Below are 17,571 nucleotides of genomic sequence, written 5' to 3' on the forward strand. Positions count from 1 at the left end.
AGGGCCACGCCGCCGCCAAATGCGCAGGCTGCATGGCACGGGCGCGTCACGCCGGGACCGGCGCGGTGTTGACGGCGTGGCAGGCGACGCCGTCAATCAGTTCCGGCGTCTCCCTGCGGCAGAGATCGAACGCCAGCGGGCAGCGCGGATTGAAGGCGCAGCCGGGAGGCGGATTGATCGGATTCGGGATCTCGCCCTTGACCGGAATGCGCTGGCGGCCGCTCATGGCAAGATCAGGCACGGCACCCAGCAGCATCTTGGTGTAGGGCATGCGCGGATTGGCGAACAGCTCGCGTCCGTCCGCGATCTCGACGATGCGGCCGAGATACATCACGCCGACGCGGCTCGCCATGTGACGGACCACGGCGAGGTTGTGGCTGATGAACATGTAGGTCAGGCCGAACTTGTCCTGGAGGTCGCGCATCAGGTTCAGGATCTGCGCCTGCACGGAGACGTCGAGCGCCGAGGTCGGCTCGTCGCAGACGATGAATTCCGCGTCGGAGGCGAGCGCCCGCGCGATCGCGATGCGCTGGCGCTGGCCGCCGGAGAATTCGTGCGGGTATTTCAAGCGGTCGTCCGGATGCAGGCCGACGAGGCTGAGCAGCTCGCCGACGCGGGCCTGGATGTCACGCTCGCCCTGGATCAGGTCGAAGGCACGGATCGGCTCGGAGATGATGGCATCGACCCGAAAGCGCGGGTTCAGGCTCGCATAGGGGTCTTGGAAGATCATCTGGATCCGGCGACGCAGCTTCCGCCGTGCGAGGGCCTGCCGCGGGTCGGTCATGGAGACGCCGTCGATCAGCACGTCGCCGGCGCTTGGCGGCAGCAGGCCGACGACCATGCGTGCCACCGTGGTCTTGCCGGAGCCGGACTCGCCAACGAGAGCAAACGTCTCGCCCTTCCTGATGTCGAAGGTGACGTGATCGACCGCCTTGAGATATTCGAGGTGTCCGCCTTCCAGCACGCGGTTGAGCCAGGGTTTCGAGACGTCGAAGACGCGGCGCAGGTTTGTGGCCTGGACGAAGGGAGCGCTCATGCCACGCTCTCCGCCGGCACATCGTCATAGAGGTGGCAGGCGACGGATTGCGCGCCGCGCGGCAGCGGCTCCGGCCGATCGACCCGGCAGCGATCGAAGGCGAAGGCGCAGCGCGGATTGAACGAGCAGCCGCGCGGGATTGCCGACAGGCGCGGCATCGAGCCCGGGATCTGCACCAGGCGCTTGTCCTCGCCGGCAAGCGTCGGGATCGCGCCCATCAGGCCCTTGGCGTAAGGGTGCAGCGGATTCTTCACGACGTCCTGCACCGGGCCGATCTCGGCGACACGGCCGGCATACATCACGGCCACGCGGTCCGAGGTCTCCGCGATCACGCCCATGTCGTGGGTCACCAGCATCACGGCGGTGCCGTGGTCGCGGCCGAGGCGCTTGATCAGCGAGATGATCTGCGCCTGTACGGAGACGTCGAGCGCGGTGGTCGGCTCGTCGGCGATGATCAGCTCCGGCTCGGCGCAGATCGCGAGCGCAATCACGACGCGCTGGCGCATGCCGCCGGAAAACTCGTGGGGATAGCCGTCGATACGCTTTTCCGGTGCGGGAATGCCGACCTCGGCAAGCAGGTCGATGGCGCGGCGGCGGGCGGCCGACTCCGACAGACTGAGATGGGTGCGGATCGTCTCCACGATCTGGTCGCCGACCTTGTACAGCGGGTTCAGCGATGTCAGGGGATCCTGGAAGATCATCCCGATGCGCTTGCCGCGCACGCGGCGCATCTCCTCCGGCGGCAGATTATCGATGCGCAGGCCCGCGAGATGAATCTCGCCGCCGGCGATGCGGCCGGGCGGATCGATCAGGCCGATTACCGCGAGGCCGGTGACGGACTTGCCGGCTCCGGACTCGCCGACGACCCCGAGCACCTCGCCCTTGGCGATGTCGAAGGAGACGCCGTCGATGGCGCGCAGCGTGCCGCGGCGGGAGGCGAACTCCACGTGAAGATCGCGTACGGAAAGGACGGGTTCGGTCATGGACGAGGCGTATTCATCGAAGCTTCGGATTGAGCGCATCGCGCAGCCAGTCGCCGAGCAGATTGATCGACAGGATCAGCGCCGCGAGCGCGAGCCCCGGGAAGGCGACGATCCACCATTCGCCGGCGAACAGATAGTTGTTGCCGATGCGGATCAGCGTGCCGAGCGAGGGCATGGTGTCGGGCAGGCCGACGCCGAGGAAGGACAGCGTCGCCTCGGTGATGATGGCGAGCGCGAGGTTGATGGTGGCGATGACCAGGATCGGGCCCATCGTGTTCGGCAGCACGTGCCGCAGCATGATCTTCGGGGCGGGCAGGCCGATCAGCTGCGCGGCGGCCACGTAGTCCTTGTTCTTCTCCACCATCACGGAGCTGCGCACGGTCCGGGCATAGCCCACCCAGAAGCTCAGGCCGATCGAGATCACCAGCACCGCCAGCATGCTGGTGGCGTCCAGCCGGTTGCCGAGGATCGACTTCGCGATGCCGTTGACCAGGAGCGCGATCAGGATGGCGGGGAAGGTGAGCTGCACGTCGGCGATCCGCATGATGACGCCGTCGACTGCGCCGCCGAAATAGCCGGCGATCAGGCCGAGCGCGATGCCGAGCGCGCCGGCGAAGATCACGCCGGCGACGCCCACGGCGAGCGAGATGCGCATGCCGTAAAGGATCGCGGAGAACACGTCGCGGCCCTGCTCGTCGGTGCCGAGCAGGAACGGGGTCTGGCCGTCGGCGGTCCAGAGCGGTGAGATCCGCGAATTGATCAATTGGAGCTGCGCCGGATCGAACGGGTTCTGCACCGCAAGCACGGATGCAAAGATCGCAAGCAGAAAGAACAGGACCGTGATGGCCGCGGCCACCATGGTGAGCTTGGAGCGGCGGAACGAATAGAACAGGTCGCTGTCGAGCGTGCGGCTGAACCAGCCATGCGCGGCCTGCACCGGCTGTGCGCTTTGCTTGTCGGAATTGGAGACGACTGCGTCGGACATGCAGGCTGCCTTATGCGGCGCGACCGACGGTCGAGCGCAGGCGCGGATCGACCACCGTGTAGAGAATATCGACCACCAGATTGATGGTAACGAAGATCAGTGAAACCATCAGCAGGTAGGCGGCCATGATCGGAATATCGACGTTTTGCACGGCCTGGACGAACAGAAGCCCCATGCCGGGCCATTGGAACACGGTTTCGGTGATGATCGAAAATGCAATAACCGAGCCAAATTGAAGCCCGGCTACGGTGATCACCGGAATCAGCGTGTTCTTCAGCGCGTGGCCGAAATGGATCGCACGCGTGGTCAGTCCCCTCGCGCGGGCGAAACGGATATAGTCGGTCCGCAGCACTTCCAGCATCTCCGCGCGCACCAGGCGCATGATCAGGGTCATCTGGAACAGGCCGAGCGTGATCGAAGGCATGATCAGCGCCTTCAGTCCCGATAGCGTCAGCAGGCCCGTCGTCCACCAGCCGAGCTTGACCACCTCACCGCGGCCGAACGAGGGCAACCAGCCCAATGTCACCGCGAACAGATAGATCAGGAGAATGCCGATCAGAAAGGTCGGCAGCGAGATGCCGATCAGCGAGACCGCCTGGAATAATTTGGCCAGCACGGTATCGCGCTTGAGCGCCGAATAGACGCCCATCAGGATGCCGCAAACCATTGCAAACACGGTCGCACAGATCGCAAGTTCCAGCGTCGCGGGCATGCGCTCCATCAACAGGGCCGCGACCGGCTGACGGAACTGGTAGGAGACGCCGAACTTGAACTGCGCCGCATCGGCGAAATAGCGCACGAACTGCACCGGCACGGGGTCGTCGAGGCCGAGCGACTTGCGCACGATCGCGCGTTCGGCTGCCGAGGTGTCGATCGAGACGATCTGATTGACGGGGTCGCCGGCGAAACGGAACATCGAGAACGCGATGATGCCGACGGCGAACATGACGCCGATGGCCTGAACGGCGCGGCGAAGCGTGAAAGCGAGCATGCCTTCCACTTTCCTTGGGTGAGCGTACGGCCGACGTCCTTGTCGGCCGGAAGGAAAGGTCCCGGAAGGCAGATGCCGCCGGGACCTCGTGTTTCAAGCGACGCTATTCCTTCTTGGTTGCCCAGTGGAACATGACGAGATTGTCGGCGCGCTGCGGCAGGTTGACCTTCTTCGAGACGCCCCAGGCCAGCGCCTGCTGGTGCAGCGGGATGTAGGACCAGTCCTTCATGCCGATCTCGTAGGCCTCCTTGATCAGCTGGTTGCGCTTCTCGGCGTCGGTTTCGACCAGCACCTTGTCGGTGATGGCGTCGAACTCCTTGTTGCAATAGCCGCCGAGATTGGCCTCGCCGCGCGAGGATTTCGCATCGTCGCGGCAGCCCATGATGTCGTAGAGCACGTTGTGGGAGTCCATCGTGCTCGGGGTCCAGCCCAGCAGGTAGAACGAGGTCTGGTAGCCGCCCTGCTTGAGCACCTTGGCGAAGTACTGCGCCTTCGGCTGGGCCAGGAGATTGATCTTGACGCCAATGCGGGCAAGCATGCCGACCACTGCCTGGCAGATCGCGGCGTCGTTGACGTAGCGGTCGTTCGGGCAGTCCATGGTGACCTCGAAGCCGTCGGGGTAGCCGGCTTCGGTCAGCAGCTTCTTGGCGCCGTCGGGATCGAATTTCGGCCGCGTGAAGCTCTTGGACAGTGCGAACAGCTCCGGCGCGATCATCAGCGCCGACGGCGTCGACAGGCCACGCATCACGCGCGTCTTGATCAGCTCGATGTCGATCGCCTTGTAGAAGGCCTCGCGGACGCGGGCGTCCTTGAACGGGTTCTTGCCCTTGATGTTGGAGTAGAGCAGCTCATCGCGCATCTGATCGAAGCCGATGAAGATGGTGCGCAGCTCCGGCCCCTTCAGCACCTGGGCATTCGGGCTGGAATCGACGCGGGAGATGTCCTGGATCGGAACCGGCTCGATGACGTCAACCTCGCCCGAGAGCAGCGCCGCGACGCGGGTGGCGTCGGAGGAGATCGGCGTGAAGATGATCTCCTTCAAATTGCCTTCGACCTTGCCCCAGTAATTGGGATTGGCCTTGAACACGGTCTTCACGCCGGGCTGGTGGCTTTCGATGATAAAGGGGCCGGTGCCGTTCTCATGGAGCGAGGCGTAGCTCGGCGTGGTCGCCGCTACCGGCGTCGGGTCGACGACGTTGTTCTCCTCGGCCCATTTCTTGTCCATGATGTACCAGACATCCCACGAATTATGCAGGATGGGATTGGGCGAGGGCAGGACGAAATCGACGGTGTAGTCGTCGACCTTGACGACCTTGACGTCGGGCGCAAGACGGGTCTGCATGTTGGACCCCTTCTTGCGGACGCGATCGGCCGAGAACACCACGTCGTCGGCGGTGAAGGGATCGCCGTTGTGGAATTTCACGCCCTTGCGCAGATGAAAGCGCCAGCGGGTCGGCTCCGGAGTTTCCCAGCTTTCCGCCAGTGCCGGAATGATCTTGAGGTCCTTGTCGCGCGCGGTGAGGCCCTGATAGACGTGGCCGAGATGGGCGTGGGTGGTGCTCTCGTTCAGGGTATAGGGATCGAGCGACTTCAGGTCACCCTGATTGGCATAACGTAGCGTCTGGCTGGCTGCTGGCGAGATCGCCAACGCAAGCGTACCGGCGAGCGTCGCCGCAAACAGACTTTGACCGACTGACATTCTTGACCCTCTCCACACTGCCGCGCCGGTGATTTTTGATTGTTCGGCGGGGCTTACTGATCCATGTTGCCCAGAGTTCTCGACCCGTGCAAGCGTCATTCCAGCAAGGAACGCGCCAAGTTGCACCGCTGTGCAGCAATGCTGCCCGGCAATCCCGGGCAGGCCGGCGAGCTTCTGCGCGGGGGCGCGGGCCGGACAATTTGATTGACCATACCCGTCGATCGGGGGAGCCGGTCCTAACGGCTTCCCCTCAGGTCGCTTGCGTTGCAGACCTTCTCGCGGTGATACTCCGACAGGCCGCTCGAATCTCATCTGGAGGGGACATGAAGGTTAACATCGAAATCGACTGCACCCCCCTTGAGGCCCGCCAGTTCTTCGGTCTGCCTGACGTGGGGCCGATGCAGACGGCGGTGATGGACAAGCTGCAGCAGCAGGTGCTCAGTAACATCGAGAAGGTCTCGCCGGAATCGCTGATCCAGAGCTGGTTCACCTTCGATCCCAAGATCGCCGAGCGGTTTCAGGACATGTTCGTCGCGATGGCCGGCCTCGGCGGCCCGCGCAGCGGCGACAAGAAAAAATAGTGTCGCCGGGGCCGGACGGGGCGCTGCAAGAAGGCCGGCTTCGTCCGCCGGGTCTCGGCCTGCTGCTCGCCGAGGCCCGTGGGCTGTTCGAGTTGAATGCGAGCCTCTTGCTGTCGCCGCTCCTGATGCGGGCGCCGCGGGGCGACGGCCATCCGGTGCTGGCGCTGCCGGGCTTTCTCGCCAGCGACCTCTCGATGGTGCCGCTGCGGCGCTATCTCAGCGAGCTCGGTTATGAGGCGCATGCCTGGCGGATGGGCCGCAATCTCGGCGGGCTCGGGCGCATGCGGGATTCGCTGCGCATGCGCCTGGCCGAAATCCATGCCGCCACGGGACGCAAGGTCAGCCTGGTCGGGTGGAGCCTCGGCGGCGTCTATGCCCGCGATCTCGCGCTTTGGGCACCGGACAAGGTCCGCTACGTCGTCACGCTCGGCAGCCCTTTTGCCAACGACGTACGGGCGACCAACGCGACGCGGCTCTACGAGACGCTGTCCGGCGAGCGGGTCGATGATTTTGTGGAAGCGCGCGAGGCTATCGCCGGCGATCTGCCGGTGCCGGCGACGTCGATCTATTCGCGCGCCGACGGTGTTGTGAACTGGCGGACCTGTCTGCTCCGCCCCTCCGAGCGTGCCGAGAACATCGAGGTGCTGCTGGCGAGCCATATCGGGCTCGGCGTAAACCCGGCGGTGCTGTGGGCCGTGGCGGACCGCCTGGCGCAACCGGAGGGAGACTTCTGGCCATTTGACCGGGCGGGACCCTTTGCCATTGCATATGCCCCGCCGGAGCGGGCAGTATCGGCCTGACGAGAAGCGCCGCCAAGGCGCCCGTCGAATATACGGGAGGGAACCATGGCTGACGGTAAGAAGCTGTCGTCGCTTGACGCGTCGTTTCTCTATCTGGAAACACCGGAGATGCCGATGCATGTCGGCAGCATGGCGATCTTCCGCCTGCCTGACGACTACGAGGGCGATTTCTTCGAAGACTTCAAGGCGATGATCGTCTCGCGCTTGCACATCGCGCCGATTCTCAAGGCGCGGCTGGAGAAGGCGCCGCTCGACATCGATCATCCCTCCTGGGTCGAGGACGACCAGTTCGACATCGACCGCCACATCTTCCGCGCCAGCCTGCCGCAGCCGCGCGATCGCGCCACGCTCGAGCGCATCGTCGGCTGGATGCATGCCAAGCTGTTGAACCGCGCCCGCCCGCTCTGGGAGTTCTACGTATTCGAGGGCATGAAGGACAATGAGGTCGGGCTCTATTCCAAGATGCACCATGCCGCGATCGACGGCGGCGCCGGTGCGGCGCTGACCAACATGATCTACGACATCTCGCCGATCCCGCGGAAGGTCGATCCGCCGACCGCGGGCAGCAAGCCCGGACAGGAGCCGCGCGACATCGCGGCGAACCTGCTCGATTCCTATCAGCAGCTGTTCAGCCAGCCGCTGGAGGCTTCGCAAGCGGCGAAGAACCTGCAGCTGCCGCGCACCGGCAAGAGCGATATCGGCTCGATCCTGTTCGACAACGCGATGTACCAGATCGAGAGCGCGGTGCGCTTCGCCGGCAACATCCCGACCGTGCTCAAGAGCGTCTCCGACGTGCTCGGCAAGATCGCCGATCCGAAGTCGCGCGAGAGCCTCGCCAGCATGGTGTCGCCGCCGACCATGCTCAACAAGACGATCTCCTCGGAGCGGAGCTTTGCCGGCGTGTCGATCCCGCTGTCGCGGGCCAAGGCGTTGGCCAAGCAGGCCGGCGGCAAGCTCAACGACGTCGTGCTGGCGCTCGCCTCCGGCGTGGTTCGCCGCTATCTCCTGCAATATGGCACGCTGCCGGCGAAATCCCTGACCGCCGCCGTGCCGATCTCGCTGCGTGAGGAGGGCAACACCGAGGCCAACAACCAGGTGTTCGGCATGATCTGCTCGATCGCCACCAACATCGAGGATCCCAAGGCGCGCCTTGAGGCCATCATCGCGCAATCGACCAAGTCCAAGGAGATGTCGCATCCCTTGCGCGCCTTGATGCCGCAGGTCTCCAACATCTCGATGCTGGGCGCGCCGATTATGGTGCAGATCCTGGCGTTGCTCTACAGCCGCTCGAATCTTTCCGACGTGCTGCCGCCCGCGGCCAACATCACCGTGTCCAACGTGCCCGGGCCGCGCCAGACGCTCTATGCCGCCGGCGCCGAGCTCTTGCACATCTTCCCGGTGTCGATCTCGACCCACGGGCAGGCGCTCAACATCACCGTGCAGAGCTATCGCGACCAGCTCGATTTCGGCTTCATCGTCGGCGCCAACATCATTCCGCACGTCCAGGTGATGTGTGACATGCTGCCCGAGGAGTTCGCCGCGCTGGAGGCGGCCTACACGCCGCCGGCCACCGATATCAAGGGCGCTGCGGAGTAAGGAATTTGCAATGATTGAAATGCCCCCGCTCAAGTTCGCGACGACGAACGGAATCCGCATGGGCTATTACGAGGCAGGCCCCGCCGACGACAAGCCGCCGGTCGTGCTGTGCCACGGCTGGCCCGAGCTCGCCTTCTCCTGGCGCCATCAGATCAAGACGCTGAGCGAGGCCGGCATCCGCGTGATCGCGCCTGACCAGCGCGGCTACGGCGCGACCGACCGGCCCGAGCCGGTCGAAGCCTATGACATGGAGCACTTGACCGGCGATCTCGTCGGTTTGCTCGATCATCTCGGAATCGACAAGGCGATCTTTGTCGGTCACGACTGGGGCGGCTTCGTCGTCTGGCAGATGCCGCTGCGGCATCCCACGCGCGTCGCCGGCGTCGTTGGGGTCAACACCCCGCACTGGGACCGCGCGCCGATCGACCCGATCGCGCTGTTCCGCCAGCGCTTTGGCGACCAGATGTACATCGTCCAGTTCCAGGACCCCGCGCGCGGACCGGACAAGATCTTCAGCAGCCGTGTCGAGCAGACTTTTGACGCCTTCATGCGCAAACCGGCCGCGCGCCCTCCGGGTGCGCCCGAGGAACAGCCGATTGCCGGCATTGGTGCTTCGCCCCGCATCAACCTGGCGTTCCCGCAGATGATCGCGAATTACGACGCCAGACATGATCCGCGCACGCCGATCCTGTCGGCTGACGAGAAGAAAGTGTTCGTCGATACGTTCACGAAGACCGGTTTTACCGGCGGCATCAACTGGTACCGCAATTTCACCCGTAACTGGGAGCGCGCGAACGGGCTGGACCATCACGTCCACGTGCCGTCGCTGATGATCATGGCCGAGAACGATGCGGTGCTGCCGCCATCGGCGGCCGACGGCATGGAGAAGCTGATCGATGACCTCGAGAAGTATCTGGTGAAGGACAGCGGCCATTGGACGCAGCAGGAGAAGCCGGAAGAGGTCAGCGCCAAGCTGATCGAATGGCGTAGAAGGCGGTTTGGCTAGCGCCCGTCATTGCGAACGCGTCATTGCGAGGAGCGGAGCGACGAAGCAATCCAGACTGCCTCCGCGGATATATTTCTGGATTGCTTCGCTTCGCTCGCAATGACGACATTGAGGCAGGGGGACTACATTTCGATGTCATCCAAGAACCGTCTGGACCCGATTCCGCAGCCGCCGACCAAACCGGTGGTCGGCAACATGCTGTCGCTGGACGCGGCCGCTCCCGTGCAGCACCTGACGCGGCTGGCCAAGGAGCTCGGTCCGATCTTCTGGCTCGACATGATGGGCTCGCCGATCGTCGTCGCCTCCGGCCACGATCTCGTCGACGAGCTCTCGGACGAGAAGCGGTTCGACAAGACGGTGCGCGGCGCGCTGCGGCGTGTGCGTGCGGTCGGCGGCGACGGCCTGTTCACCGCCGACACCCGCGAGCCGAACTGGAGCAAGGCGCACAACATCCTGCTGCAGCCCTTCGGCAACCGCGCCATGCAGTCCTATCACCCGAGCATGGTCGACATCGCCGAGCAGCTCGTCCAGAAATGGGAGCGACTCAACGCCGACGACGAGATCGACGTCGTCCATGACATGACAGCGCTGACGCTGGATACGATCGGCCTGTGCGGCTTCGAGTACCGCTTCAATTCGTTCTATCGGCGCGACTACCATCCTTTCGTCGAGTCGCTGGTGCGCTCGCTCGAAACCATCATGATGACGCGCGGCCTGCCGTTCGAGCAGCTCTGGATGCAGAAGCGCCGCAAGACGCTGGCCGAAGACGTCGCCTTCATGAACAAGATGGTCGACGAGATCATCGCCGAGCGGCGCAAGAGCGCGGAGGCCATCGACGACAAGAAGGACATGCTCGCCGCGATGATGACCGGCGTCGACCGTTCCACCGGCGAGCAGCTCGACGACGTCAACATCCGCTACCAGATCAACACGTTTCTGATCGCAGGGCACGAGACCACCAGCGGCCTGTTGTCCTATACGCTCTATGCGCTGCTCAAGCATCCGGAGATTCTCAAGAAGGCCTATGACGAGGTCGACCGCGTCTTCGGTCCCGACGTCAACGCCAAGCCAACCTATCAGCAGGTGACGCAGCTCACCTACATCACGCAGATCCTGAAAGAGTCGCTGCGGCTGTGGCCGCCGGCGCCGGCTTACGGCATCTCGCCGCTGAACGACGAGACCATCGGCGGCGGCAAGTACAAGCTCAGGAAGGGAACGTTCGTCACCATCCTGGTGACGGCGCTGCATCGTGATCCCAGCGTGTGGGGTCCCAACCCCGACGCGTTCGATCCCGAGAATTTCAGCCGCGAGGCGGAGGCGAAACGGCCGATCAATGCCTGGAAGCCGTTCGGCAACGGCCAGCGCGCCTGCATCGGCCGCGGCTTCGCCATGCACGAGGCCGCGCTCGCGCTCGGCATGATCTTGCAGCGCTTCAAGCTGATCGACCACCAGCGCTACCAGATGCATCTGAAGGAGACGCTGACGATCAAGCCGGAAGGCTTCAAGATCAAGGTGCGGCCGCGTGCCGATCGCGAGCGCGGCGCCTATGGCGGGCCCATTGCAGCTGCGTCCGCGGCGCCAAAGGCGCAGCGCCAGCCCACCACGCGGCCCGGCCACAACACGCCGATGCTGGTGCTCTACGGCTCCAATCTCGGCACCGCCGAGGAGCTCGCAACGCGCATGGCCGATCTTGCCGAGATCAACGGCTTTGCCGTGCATCTCGGCGCGCTCGACGATTATGTCGGCAAGCTGCCGCGGGAGGGCGGCGTGCTGATCATCTGCGCCTCCTACAACGGCGCGCCGCCCGACAATGCCACGCAATTCGTCAAATGGCTCGGCAGCGATTTGCCGAAGGATGCCTTCGCCGGCGTGCGCTACGCCGTGTTCGGCTGCGGCAACAGCGACTGGGCTGCGACCTATCAATCGGTGCCGCGCTTCATCGACGAGCAATTGTCGAAGCACGGCGCGCGCGCGGTCTATCCGCGCGGCGAGGGCGATGCGCGCAGCGATCTCGACGGCCAGTTCCAGAAATGGTTCCCCGCAGCCGCGCAAGTCGCGACCAAGGAATTCGGCATCGACTGGAACTTCACCCGGACCGCCGAGGACGATCCGCTTTACGCGATCGAGCCTGTCGCGGTGACCGCGGTCAACACCATCGTCGCCCAGGGTGGCGCGGTGGCGATGAAGGTGCTGGTCAACGACGAGCTCCAGAACAAGGCCGGACCTTATCCATCGGAGCGCTCGACGCGCCACATCGAGGTGGAGCTGCCGGCCAACGTCGCCTATCGCGTCGGCGACCATTTGAGCGTCGTCCCGCGCAACGATCCGACGCTGGTGGATTCAGTTGCCCGCCGCTTCGGCTTCCTGCCGGCCGATCAGATCAGGCTCCAGGTGGCTGAAGGCCGGCGCGCGCAATTGCCGGTCGGCGCGGCCGTGTCGGTCGGCCGCCTGCTCAGCGAGTTCGTCGAGCTGCAGCAGGTGGCGAGCCGCAAGCAGATCCAGATCATGGCCGAGCACACCCGCTGCCCCGTCACCAAGCCGAAGCTGGTGGCCTTCGTCGGCGAGGAGGCGGAGCCGCTCGAGCGTTATCGCACCGAGATCCTCGCCAAGCGCAAATCGGTGTTCGACATGCTGCTCGAGTATCCGGCCTGCGAATTGCCGTTCCACGTCTATCTCGAAATGCTCTCGCTGCTGGCGCCGCGCTATTACTCGATCTCGTCCTCGCCGTCGGTCGACCCGGCGCGTTGCAGCGTCACGGTCGGCGTGGTCGAGGGGCCGGCGGCCTCCGGCCGCGGTACCTACAAGGGCATTTGCTCGAACTATCTCGCCAACCGGCGGCCGGGCGATACGATCTATGCCACCGTGCGCGAGACCAAGGCAGGCTTCCGCCTGCCGGATGATCCATCCGTGCCGATCATCATGATCGGTCCGGGCACGGGACTTGCGCCGTTCCGCGGCTTTATCCAGGAGCGCGCCGCGCGCAAGGCGAAAGGGACCACGCTCGGCCCGGCCGTGCTGTTCTTCGGCTGTCGCCATCCCGATCAGGATTTTCTCTATGCGGACGAGCTGAAAGCGCTGGCGGCTGCTGGCATCACCGAGCTGTTCACCGCATTCTCGCGCGCGGACGGGCCGAAGACCTATGTGCAGCACGTGCTCGCCGCGCAGAAGGACAAAGTCTGGCCGCTGATCGAGCGGGGCGCGATCATCTATGTCTGCGGCGATGGTGGAAAAATGGAGCCCGACGTGAAGGCGGCGCTCATCGCGATCCAGCGCGAGAAGAGCGGCAGCGATGCCGCCGCCGGTGCCCGGTGGATCGAGGAGATGGGCGCGAACAACCGCTATGTGCTGGACGTCTGGGCGGGCGGGTGATTGCTCGCCCTTTCGTGCTAAAGCACTCCCATGATTCCCTGGGAAAAGCTCGACACCGCCAAAGTCCCCGGTTCCGACGAGGAGCTCCGCCTGATGCGGCGGGGCAAGGAGTTCTCCATCAAGCTCGGCACCAACGAGCTGATGAACAGCCGCCTGTCGGGGTCGGAAGCGGCGCTCGCCACGCTTGCCGCGAAGCAGATCGAGAAAGTCGCAAAACCCGTCGTTCTCATCGGCGGTCTCGGCATGGGTTTCACGCTACGTGCGGCGCTGGCCGTGCTCGGAGCCCAGGCGAAGATCGTCGTCTCCGAGTTGGTCCCGTCGGTCGTCGCCTGGGCGCGGGGTCCGATGGCGGAGGTGTTCGGCGACAGCCTCGATGATGCCAGGGTGAGCATTCGCGAGATCGACGTCGGCGAAGTCATCCGGGCGAAGCGTTCGGCTTTCGACGCCATCCTGCTCGACGTCGACAACGGGCCCGAGGGGCTCACCCGGAAGGGCAATGACGCACTCTACGATGCGAGCGGGCTGCAGGTCGCGAAGACGGCGCTGCGGCCGGGAGGCGTGCTGGCCGTCTGGTCGTCGGGACCCAATCCGGAGTTCACAGGGCGTCTCAAGCGCGCCGGCTTCGACGTCAACGAAGTCAACGTTCGCGCCACCGGCAGAGGCGGCGGCGCGCGCCACATGATCTGGATCGCGCGGAAGGGCTAGGCAACGACCCAAGGCTAGAACATCGTGTTGCCGTTCGCGGGGTTTTCAGGAATCTCCTGAACGACGTCCCAGTGCTCGACGATCTTGCCGTTCTCCAGCTTGAAGATGTCCACGATTGCGCGGCCCCTGGTGCCGGGCTCGCGAACGGAATGAACGTGCAAGATGACGAAGTCACCCTCCGCAAAACTGCGCTTGATCTCGCTGCGCGAGTTCGGAAACTTCTCGCGCAGGAAGCCGATGAACTTCCGGAAGCCGTCGGGCCCGTCGGGAGCGGTTGGATTGTGCTGGACGTAGCGGTTGCCGACATAGGCGAGGGCGGCGTCGGCGTCCTTCTGATTGAGGCCTTTCTCATAGAAGGCCAGCACGGTTTGGCGGTTGGCTTCTTCCTGCGCGCTGGCGGCCATCGCGTCGCCGCCGGCAAGAGACAATATGAGAATGGAAGCGGCCATCATTGCCGCGGATCGGATGATGAAATTCATGTGAGCTCCGAGAGGCCGCGCCTCTGTTTGGCGTCTGAGACGGCTTGTATAGCCTTCATCGGAACCCACGTTAAGACAGGCACCGGCAGCTCACATGGTCACCGAGAGGAGACTGGCCGGCCTAGGCCGCCTGCGCCGCCGCGCCGTGCGCGTGCTTGTCGATAGCATCGATGATCTCCGGCCAGAAGCGCATGGGCAGCGCGTGGCCCATGCCCTCGATCATCAGCAGCTTTGCGTTCGGGATCGACGCGGCCGTGTCCTTGCCGCCTTCGGGGCGGACCAACGGATCGACGGTGCCGTGAATCACGAGCGTCGGTGCCCTCACGCCGTGCAGCCGCTCCTTGCGGCTGCCGGAGGCGAGCACGGCGCGGAGCTGGCGGCCGACGCCGGCCGGATTGAGCCCGCGTGCGAACACGCGCTCGGCGCGGCCAGGGTCGAGCGCTTCCTCTTCCGGGAAGTGCCCGGCGCGCAACACGTTCCAGGTCTGGCCGTAGCGGACGATGAACTCCTCCTTGCTGCGCGGCGGCGGCGCCATCAGCATCGCGGCGGCCTCGCGGGTCGGGGGTGGCACGCGCGGATTGCCCGTCGTCGACATGATCGAGGTCAGCGAGCGCACGCGGTGCGGAAACGACAGCGTCACCTCCTGCGCGATCATGCCACCCATGGACGCCCCGACGAGATGCGCCGACTTGATGCCGAGCGCATCCATCAGGCCGACCGTGTCCTTGGCCATGTCGATCAGCTTGTAGGTGGCGGCCACGGGGATCCGCAAGAAGCGCAGCTTCAGCAGCTCGAACGGCGTCAGGCGCTTGCCGCCGCTGAGATGGCTCGACTTGCCGATATCGCGGTTGTCGAAACGGATCACGCGGAAGCCGCGGGCGGCGAGCTGCTCGCAGAACGCATCGTCCCAATGGATCATCTGTGCGCCGAGGCCCATGATCAGCAGCAGCGGCTCGGCATTGTCGTTGCCGAAGATCTCGTAGCAGATGTCGATGCCGTTGGCGCGGACGGTCTGGGGCGGCTGATGGGCGGTCACGGGTCCCTCCTGCTGACCGATGCTGTATCGCACGGTTTCGTTCCGCGAAGAAGCGGCGTGTCCGACGCCGCGCCTGCTGCTTGCCGGTTGACCGGCACCGCGCAACGGTGTGGTATGGCGGGACAAGAAGGGTGCAAAGCCCTCCGCATTGGGAGGACGCTGATGACCGACAAGATCACCGATCCGGTCGCCTTGTGGCAGAAGATGGTTGGCGAAATGGAGAAGGGTTTCAACTCCTTCGCGACCAAGGCGATGGAGACGCCCGAATTCTCGCAGGCCATGAACCGCGCCGGCGGCGTTGCTGCAGGTGCTCAGAAGCAATTCGGCGATCTCATGGAGAAATACCTGCTCTCGATGAACCTTCCGAGCCGCGAGCAGATGACCGGCATCGCGGAACGGCTCCAGTCGATCGAAGGCCAGCTCGGCGAGATCAAGTCGATGCTGAGCCAGATGTCGGCCAATTCGGGCGCGCAGCAACCCGGCGCCGCGCCGCGGCCGCCGCGCACCAAGCGTCCGCCATCCGAAGGCGGAGACCAAAAATGAACGCGCCGGCGGGACTTGATCTTGCCTCGATCCCGGAGCGCATCCAGTCCGAGGTGCAGCGCGCGATTCAGCGCAGCATCAAGGGCGTCGAATATTTCTCAACCTCGGGCCCCACGCTCGGCTCGACGCCAAAGGATGTGCTGCATTCGCGCGGCACGATGAGCCTCTATCACTATCGGCCGATGTCGGATGAGATCTACCGCGTGCCGGTGCTGATCGTGATGGCCACGACCAACCGCGGCTACATCCTCGATCTCGTGCCCGGCCAGAGCTTCATCGAGTTCCTGCTGAGGCGCGGCTACGACGTCTACATGCTGGACTGGAGCGCGCCGCGGCCGGAGGAGAAGAGCCTGCGCATGGAGGACTATGTCCTCAACTTCATCCCCGACTGCGTCCGCCGCGTGCAGGCCGATTCCGGCGAGCAGGACGTCTCCATCATCGGCTATTGCTTTGGCGGCGTGCTGTCGCTGCTCTACGGCTCGATCCACCAGGACGGGCCGATGAAGAACCTGATCTGCTTCACCACGCCGATCGATTTCCGCGAGATGAAGCTGTTCTCGAATTTCTCCGACCGCCGCTATTTCGACGTCGACCACCTCGTCGACAGCGTCGGCAACGTGCCGCCGGAGATGATCCTGTCCTCGTTCGAGATGCTGCGTCCGGCCTCGCGCACGGTGAGCCAGATCCAGCTCTGGGAAAACATCTGGAACGACGAGTTCGTGAAGTCGTACCGCATGTTCGACCGCTGGGCGACCGACACGCTGCCGCTGGCCGGCGAATATTTCCGCTCCATCACCAAGGACCTGATGTGGGACAACAAGCTGTTCAACGACACCATGTCGGTCGGAGGTCGCGCGGCGAAGCTCGAGAACATCACAGTGCCGATCCTGCATGCGGTCGCCGAGCACGACCACATCGTGCCCTATGACGCCGCCAAGCACCTGATCGCCAAGATCGGCTCGACTGACAAGGAAGAGGTGATGCTGAAGGGCGGTCACGTCTCGCTCGTTGCCGGTGCCAATGCGGTGAAGCGGCTGTGGCCGAAACTGGATTCCTGGCTGGGAAAGAGATCGACATGAGCGAGCAGCGTTCCTATCCGCGCCACGTCAAGACCGACGCCGGCGATATCGAGATCCGCCTGATGTCGCCCGCGGACGAGGCCGCCGTGCTGGCCTTCGGCAAGGGCCTGCCGACCCATGATCTGCTGTTCCTCCCCCGCAACATCAGCGAGCCGAAGGTGCTCTCCGCCTGGGTCAAGGAGATCGAACGGGGTGCGATCACGAGCCTGCTCGCGGTCAGGGATGACAAGGTCGTCGGCTGCGGCACGCTGGTGCGTGATCCCCATTCCTGGTCGCCTCATGTCGGCGAGATTCGCATGGTGGTTTCGCCCGAGGTCCGCGGCAAGGGCGTGGGCAAGGCGCTGTCGCAGGAGACCTTTGCCCTCGCGCTCGGGGCAGGCCTGGAAAAGCTCTCGGTCCAGATGACGGTGGATCAGCAGGCAGCGATCGCCTTGTTCGAGAGCCTCGGCTTCAAGGCCGAGGCCCTGCTGCGGGACCATGTGCGGGACGTCGACGGCAAGACCCATGACATCGTCGTGCTCGGCCATAACATTGCGCAGGTCCAGGCTCAGATGGAGGCCTATGGGCTGCCAGGCGCCGTCCAGCACTAGCAGCGCCGTCCGGCATTAGGGCCGGATCGGGCCGATTCTGAGCCCAATGGCTAGGGAGGCACCACGATGCCTCCGGCTAAGGCTCTTCACGAT

The 17,571-nt window shown here is 64.6% G+C and carries 16 protein-coding genes; 9 read left to right on the forward strand and 7 right to left on the reverse strand.

All coding sequences use genetic code 11. From position 1 onward, the window contains the following. Positions 1-46 precede the first annotated feature (46 nt). The 5 genes from DCG74_RS16510 to DCG74_RS16530 form a co-directional block, all read right to left on the reverse strand. Complete coding sequence (locus DCG74_RS16510; protein ID WP_172784017.1) at positions 47-1,036, reverse strand: ABC transporter ATP-binding protein; 990 nt, start codon at positions 1,034-1,036, stop codon at positions 47-49. Next, the gene (locus tag DCG74_RS16515; RefSeq protein ID WP_172784018.1) at positions 1,033-2,019 is read right to left on the reverse strand and encodes an ABC transporter ATP-binding protein; all 987 of its coding nucleotides are present in this window, start codon (positions 2,017-2,019) and stop codon (positions 1,033-1,035) included. The genes DCG74_RS16510 and DCG74_RS16515 overlap by 4 nt, the downstream gene beginning before the upstream one ends. Positions 2,020-2,032: 13 nt before the next feature. Then, positions 2,033-3,004 (reverse strand): ABC transporter permease, encoded by a 972-nt coding sequence (locus DCG74_RS16520; RefSeq protein ID WP_172784019.1) that lies wholly within the window; start codon positions 3,002-3,004, stop codon positions 2,033-2,035. A 10-nt stretch (positions 3,005-3,014) separates the two neighbouring features. Next, a complete protein-coding gene (locus tag DCG74_RS16525; RefSeq protein ID WP_025034883.1) occupies positions 3,015-3,995 on the reverse strand; it encodes an ABC transporter permease in 981 nt (326 codons plus the stop codon). 103 nt (positions 3,996-4,098) lie between these two features. Further along, entirely contained in the window at positions 4,099-5,694 is a 1,596-nt protein-coding gene (locus DCG74_RS16530) for an ABC transporter substrate-binding protein (RefSeq protein ID WP_172784020.1), read from the reverse strand. A gap of 323 nt (positions 5,695-6,017) precedes the next feature. Here DCG74_RS16530 and DCG74_RS16535 point away from each other — a divergent pair, with 323 nt between their 5' ends. The 6 genes from DCG74_RS16535 (at position 6,018) to DCG74_RS16560 (ending at position 13,751) form a co-directional block, all read left to right on the forward strand. Then, positions 6,018-6,275 (forward strand): DUF6489 family protein, encoded by a 258-nt coding sequence (locus DCG74_RS16535; RefSeq protein WP_172784021.1) that lies wholly within the window; start codon positions 6,018-6,020, stop codon positions 6,273-6,275. Beyond that, the gene (locus tag DCG74_RS16540) at positions 6,275-7,075 is read left to right on the forward strand and encodes a triacylglycerol lipase (RefSeq protein WP_172784022.1); all 801 of its coding nucleotides are present in this window, start codon (positions 6,275-6,277) and stop codon (positions 7,073-7,075) included. The genes DCG74_RS16535 and DCG74_RS16540 overlap by 1 nt, the downstream gene beginning before the upstream one ends. A 45-nt stretch (positions 7,076-7,120) precedes the next feature. Then, the gene (locus tag DCG74_RS16545; RefSeq protein ID WP_172784023.1) at positions 7,121-8,671 is read left to right on the forward strand and encodes a wax ester/triacylglycerol synthase family O-acyltransferase; all 1,551 of its coding nucleotides are present in this window, start codon (positions 7,121-7,123) and stop codon (positions 8,669-8,671) included. A gap of 10 nt (positions 8,672-8,681) precedes the next feature. Continuing rightward, positions 8,682-9,677, forward strand: a complete 996-nt coding sequence (locus DCG74_RS16550; RefSeq protein WP_172784024.1) for an alpha/beta fold hydrolase — start codon at positions 8,682-8,684, stop codon at positions 9,675-9,677. A 132-nt stretch (positions 9,678-9,809) separates the two neighbouring features. Beyond that, positions 9,810-13,046, forward strand: a complete 3,237-nt coding sequence (locus DCG74_RS16555) for a bifunctional cytochrome P450/NADPH--P450 reductase (protein ID WP_172784025.1) — start codon at positions 9,810-9,812, stop codon at positions 13,044-13,046. A 30-nt stretch (positions 13,047-13,076) separates the two neighbouring features. Continuing rightward, entirely contained in the window at positions 13,077-13,751 is a 675-nt protein-coding gene (locus tag DCG74_RS16560) for a spermidine synthase (RefSeq protein ID WP_172784026.1), read from the forward strand. A gap of 14 nt (positions 13,752-13,765) precedes the next feature. On the opposite strand, the gene DCG74_RS16565 is transcribed toward DCG74_RS16560, so the two are convergent. Together DCG74_RS16565 and DCG74_RS16570 are read right to left on the reverse strand one after the other, a co-directional pair. Then, positions 13,766-14,230, reverse strand: coding sequence for an ester cyclase (locus DCG74_RS16565; protein ID WP_172784027.1), 465 nt, complete (start codon positions 14,228-14,230; stop codon positions 13,766-13,768). Between the two features lie 121 nt (positions 14,231-14,351). Further along, positions 14,352-15,266, reverse strand: a complete 915-nt coding sequence (locus tag DCG74_RS16570) for an alpha/beta fold hydrolase (RefSeq protein ID WP_172784028.1) — start codon at positions 15,264-15,266, stop codon at positions 14,352-14,354. Positions 15,267-15,428: 162 nt separating this feature from the next. On the opposite strand from DCG74_RS16570, the gene DCG74_RS16575 reads away from it, so the two are divergent. From DCG74_RS16575 to DCG74_RS16585, 3 genes are read left to right on the forward strand one after another with little or no spacing between them, the layout of a single operon-like run. Further along, on the forward strand, positions 15,429-15,809 hold the full coding sequence (locus DCG74_RS16575; RefSeq protein ID WP_172784029.1) for a hypothetical protein: 381 nt from the start codon (positions 15,429-15,431) through the stop codon (positions 15,807-15,809). Continuing rightward, positions 15,806-16,888: an alpha/beta hydrolase gene (locus DCG74_RS16580; protein ID WP_172784030.1), complete on the forward strand. Its 1,083-nt coding sequence runs from the start codon at positions 15,806-15,808 to the stop codon at positions 16,886-16,888. Before DCG74_RS16575 ends, DCG74_RS16580 begins: the two co-directional genes overlap by 4 nt. Continuing rightward, positions 16,885-17,478 carry a GNAT family N-acetyltransferase gene (locus DCG74_RS16585; RefSeq protein ID WP_172784031.1) on the forward strand — a complete coding sequence of 198 codons (594 nt, stop codon included), beginning with the start codon at positions 16,885-16,887 and terminating at the stop codon, positions 17,476-17,478. Before DCG74_RS16580 ends, DCG74_RS16585 begins: the two co-directional genes overlap by 4 nt. The last annotated feature ends 93 nt before the right edge of the window (positions 17,479-17,571 follow it).

Origin of the sequence: Bradyrhizobium sp. WBAH42 (genome assembly GCF_024585265.1) — a bacterium.
Taxonomy (GTDB): domain Bacteria; phylum Pseudomonadota; class Alphaproteobacteria; order Rhizobiales; family Xanthobacteraceae; genus Bradyrhizobium.

Excerpts from the sequence above, each read along its gene's own strand:
- DCG74_RS16510 (WP_172784017.1), bottom strand. The coding sequence starts at position 1,036 with ATGAGCGCTCCCTTCGTCCAGGCCACAAACCTGCGCCGCGTCTTCGAC.
- DCG74_RS16515 (WP_172784018.1), bottom strand. The coding sequence starts at position 2,019 with ATGACCGAACCCGTCCTTTCCGTACGCGATCTTCACGTGGAGTTCGCC.
- DCG74_RS16520 (WP_172784019.1), bottom strand. The coding sequence starts at position 3,004 with ATGTCCGACGCAGTCGTCTCCAATTCCGACAAGCAAAGCGCACAGCCG.
- DCG74_RS16525 (WP_025034883.1), bottom strand. The coding sequence starts at position 3,995 with ATGCTCGCTTTCACGCTTCGCCGCGCCGTTCAGGCCATCGGCGTCATG.
- DCG74_RS16530 (WP_172784020.1), bottom strand. The coding sequence starts at position 5,694 with ATGTCAGTCGGTCAAAGTCTGTTTGCGGCGACGCTCGCCGGTACGCTT.
- DCG74_RS16535 (WP_172784021.1), top strand. The coding sequence starts at position 6,018 with ATGAAGGTTAACATCGAAATCGACTGCACCCCCCTTGAGGCCCGCCAG.
- DCG74_RS16545 (WP_172784023.1), top strand. The coding sequence starts at position 7,121 with ATGGCTGACGGTAAGAAGCTGTCGTCGCTTGACGCGTCGTTTCTCTAT.
- DCG74_RS16550 (WP_172784024.1), top strand. The coding sequence starts at position 8,682 with ATGATTGAAATGCCCCCGCTCAAGTTCGCGACGACGAACGGAATCCGC.
- DCG74_RS16555 (WP_172784025.1), top strand. The coding sequence starts at position 9,810 with ATGTCATCCAAGAACCGTCTGGACCCGATTCCGCAGCCGCCGACCAAA.
- DCG74_RS16560 (WP_172784026.1), top strand. The coding sequence starts at position 13,077 with ATGATTCCCTGGGAAAAGCTCGACACCGCCAAAGTCCCCGGTTCCGAC.
- DCG74_RS16565 (WP_172784027.1), bottom strand. The coding sequence starts at position 14,230 with ATGAATTTCATCATCCGATCCGCGGCAATGATGGCCGCTTCCATTCTC.
- DCG74_RS16575 (WP_172784029.1), top strand. The coding sequence starts at position 15,429 with ATGACCGACAAGATCACCGATCCGGTCGCCTTGTGGCAGAAGATGGTT.
- DCG74_RS16580 (WP_172784030.1), top strand. The coding sequence starts at position 15,806 with ATGAACGCGCCGGCGGGACTTGATCTTGCCTCGATCCCGGAGCGCATC.
- DCG74_RS16585 (WP_172784031.1), top strand. The coding sequence starts at position 16,885 with ATGAGCGAGCAGCGTTCCTATCCGCGCCACGTCAAGACCGACGCCGGC.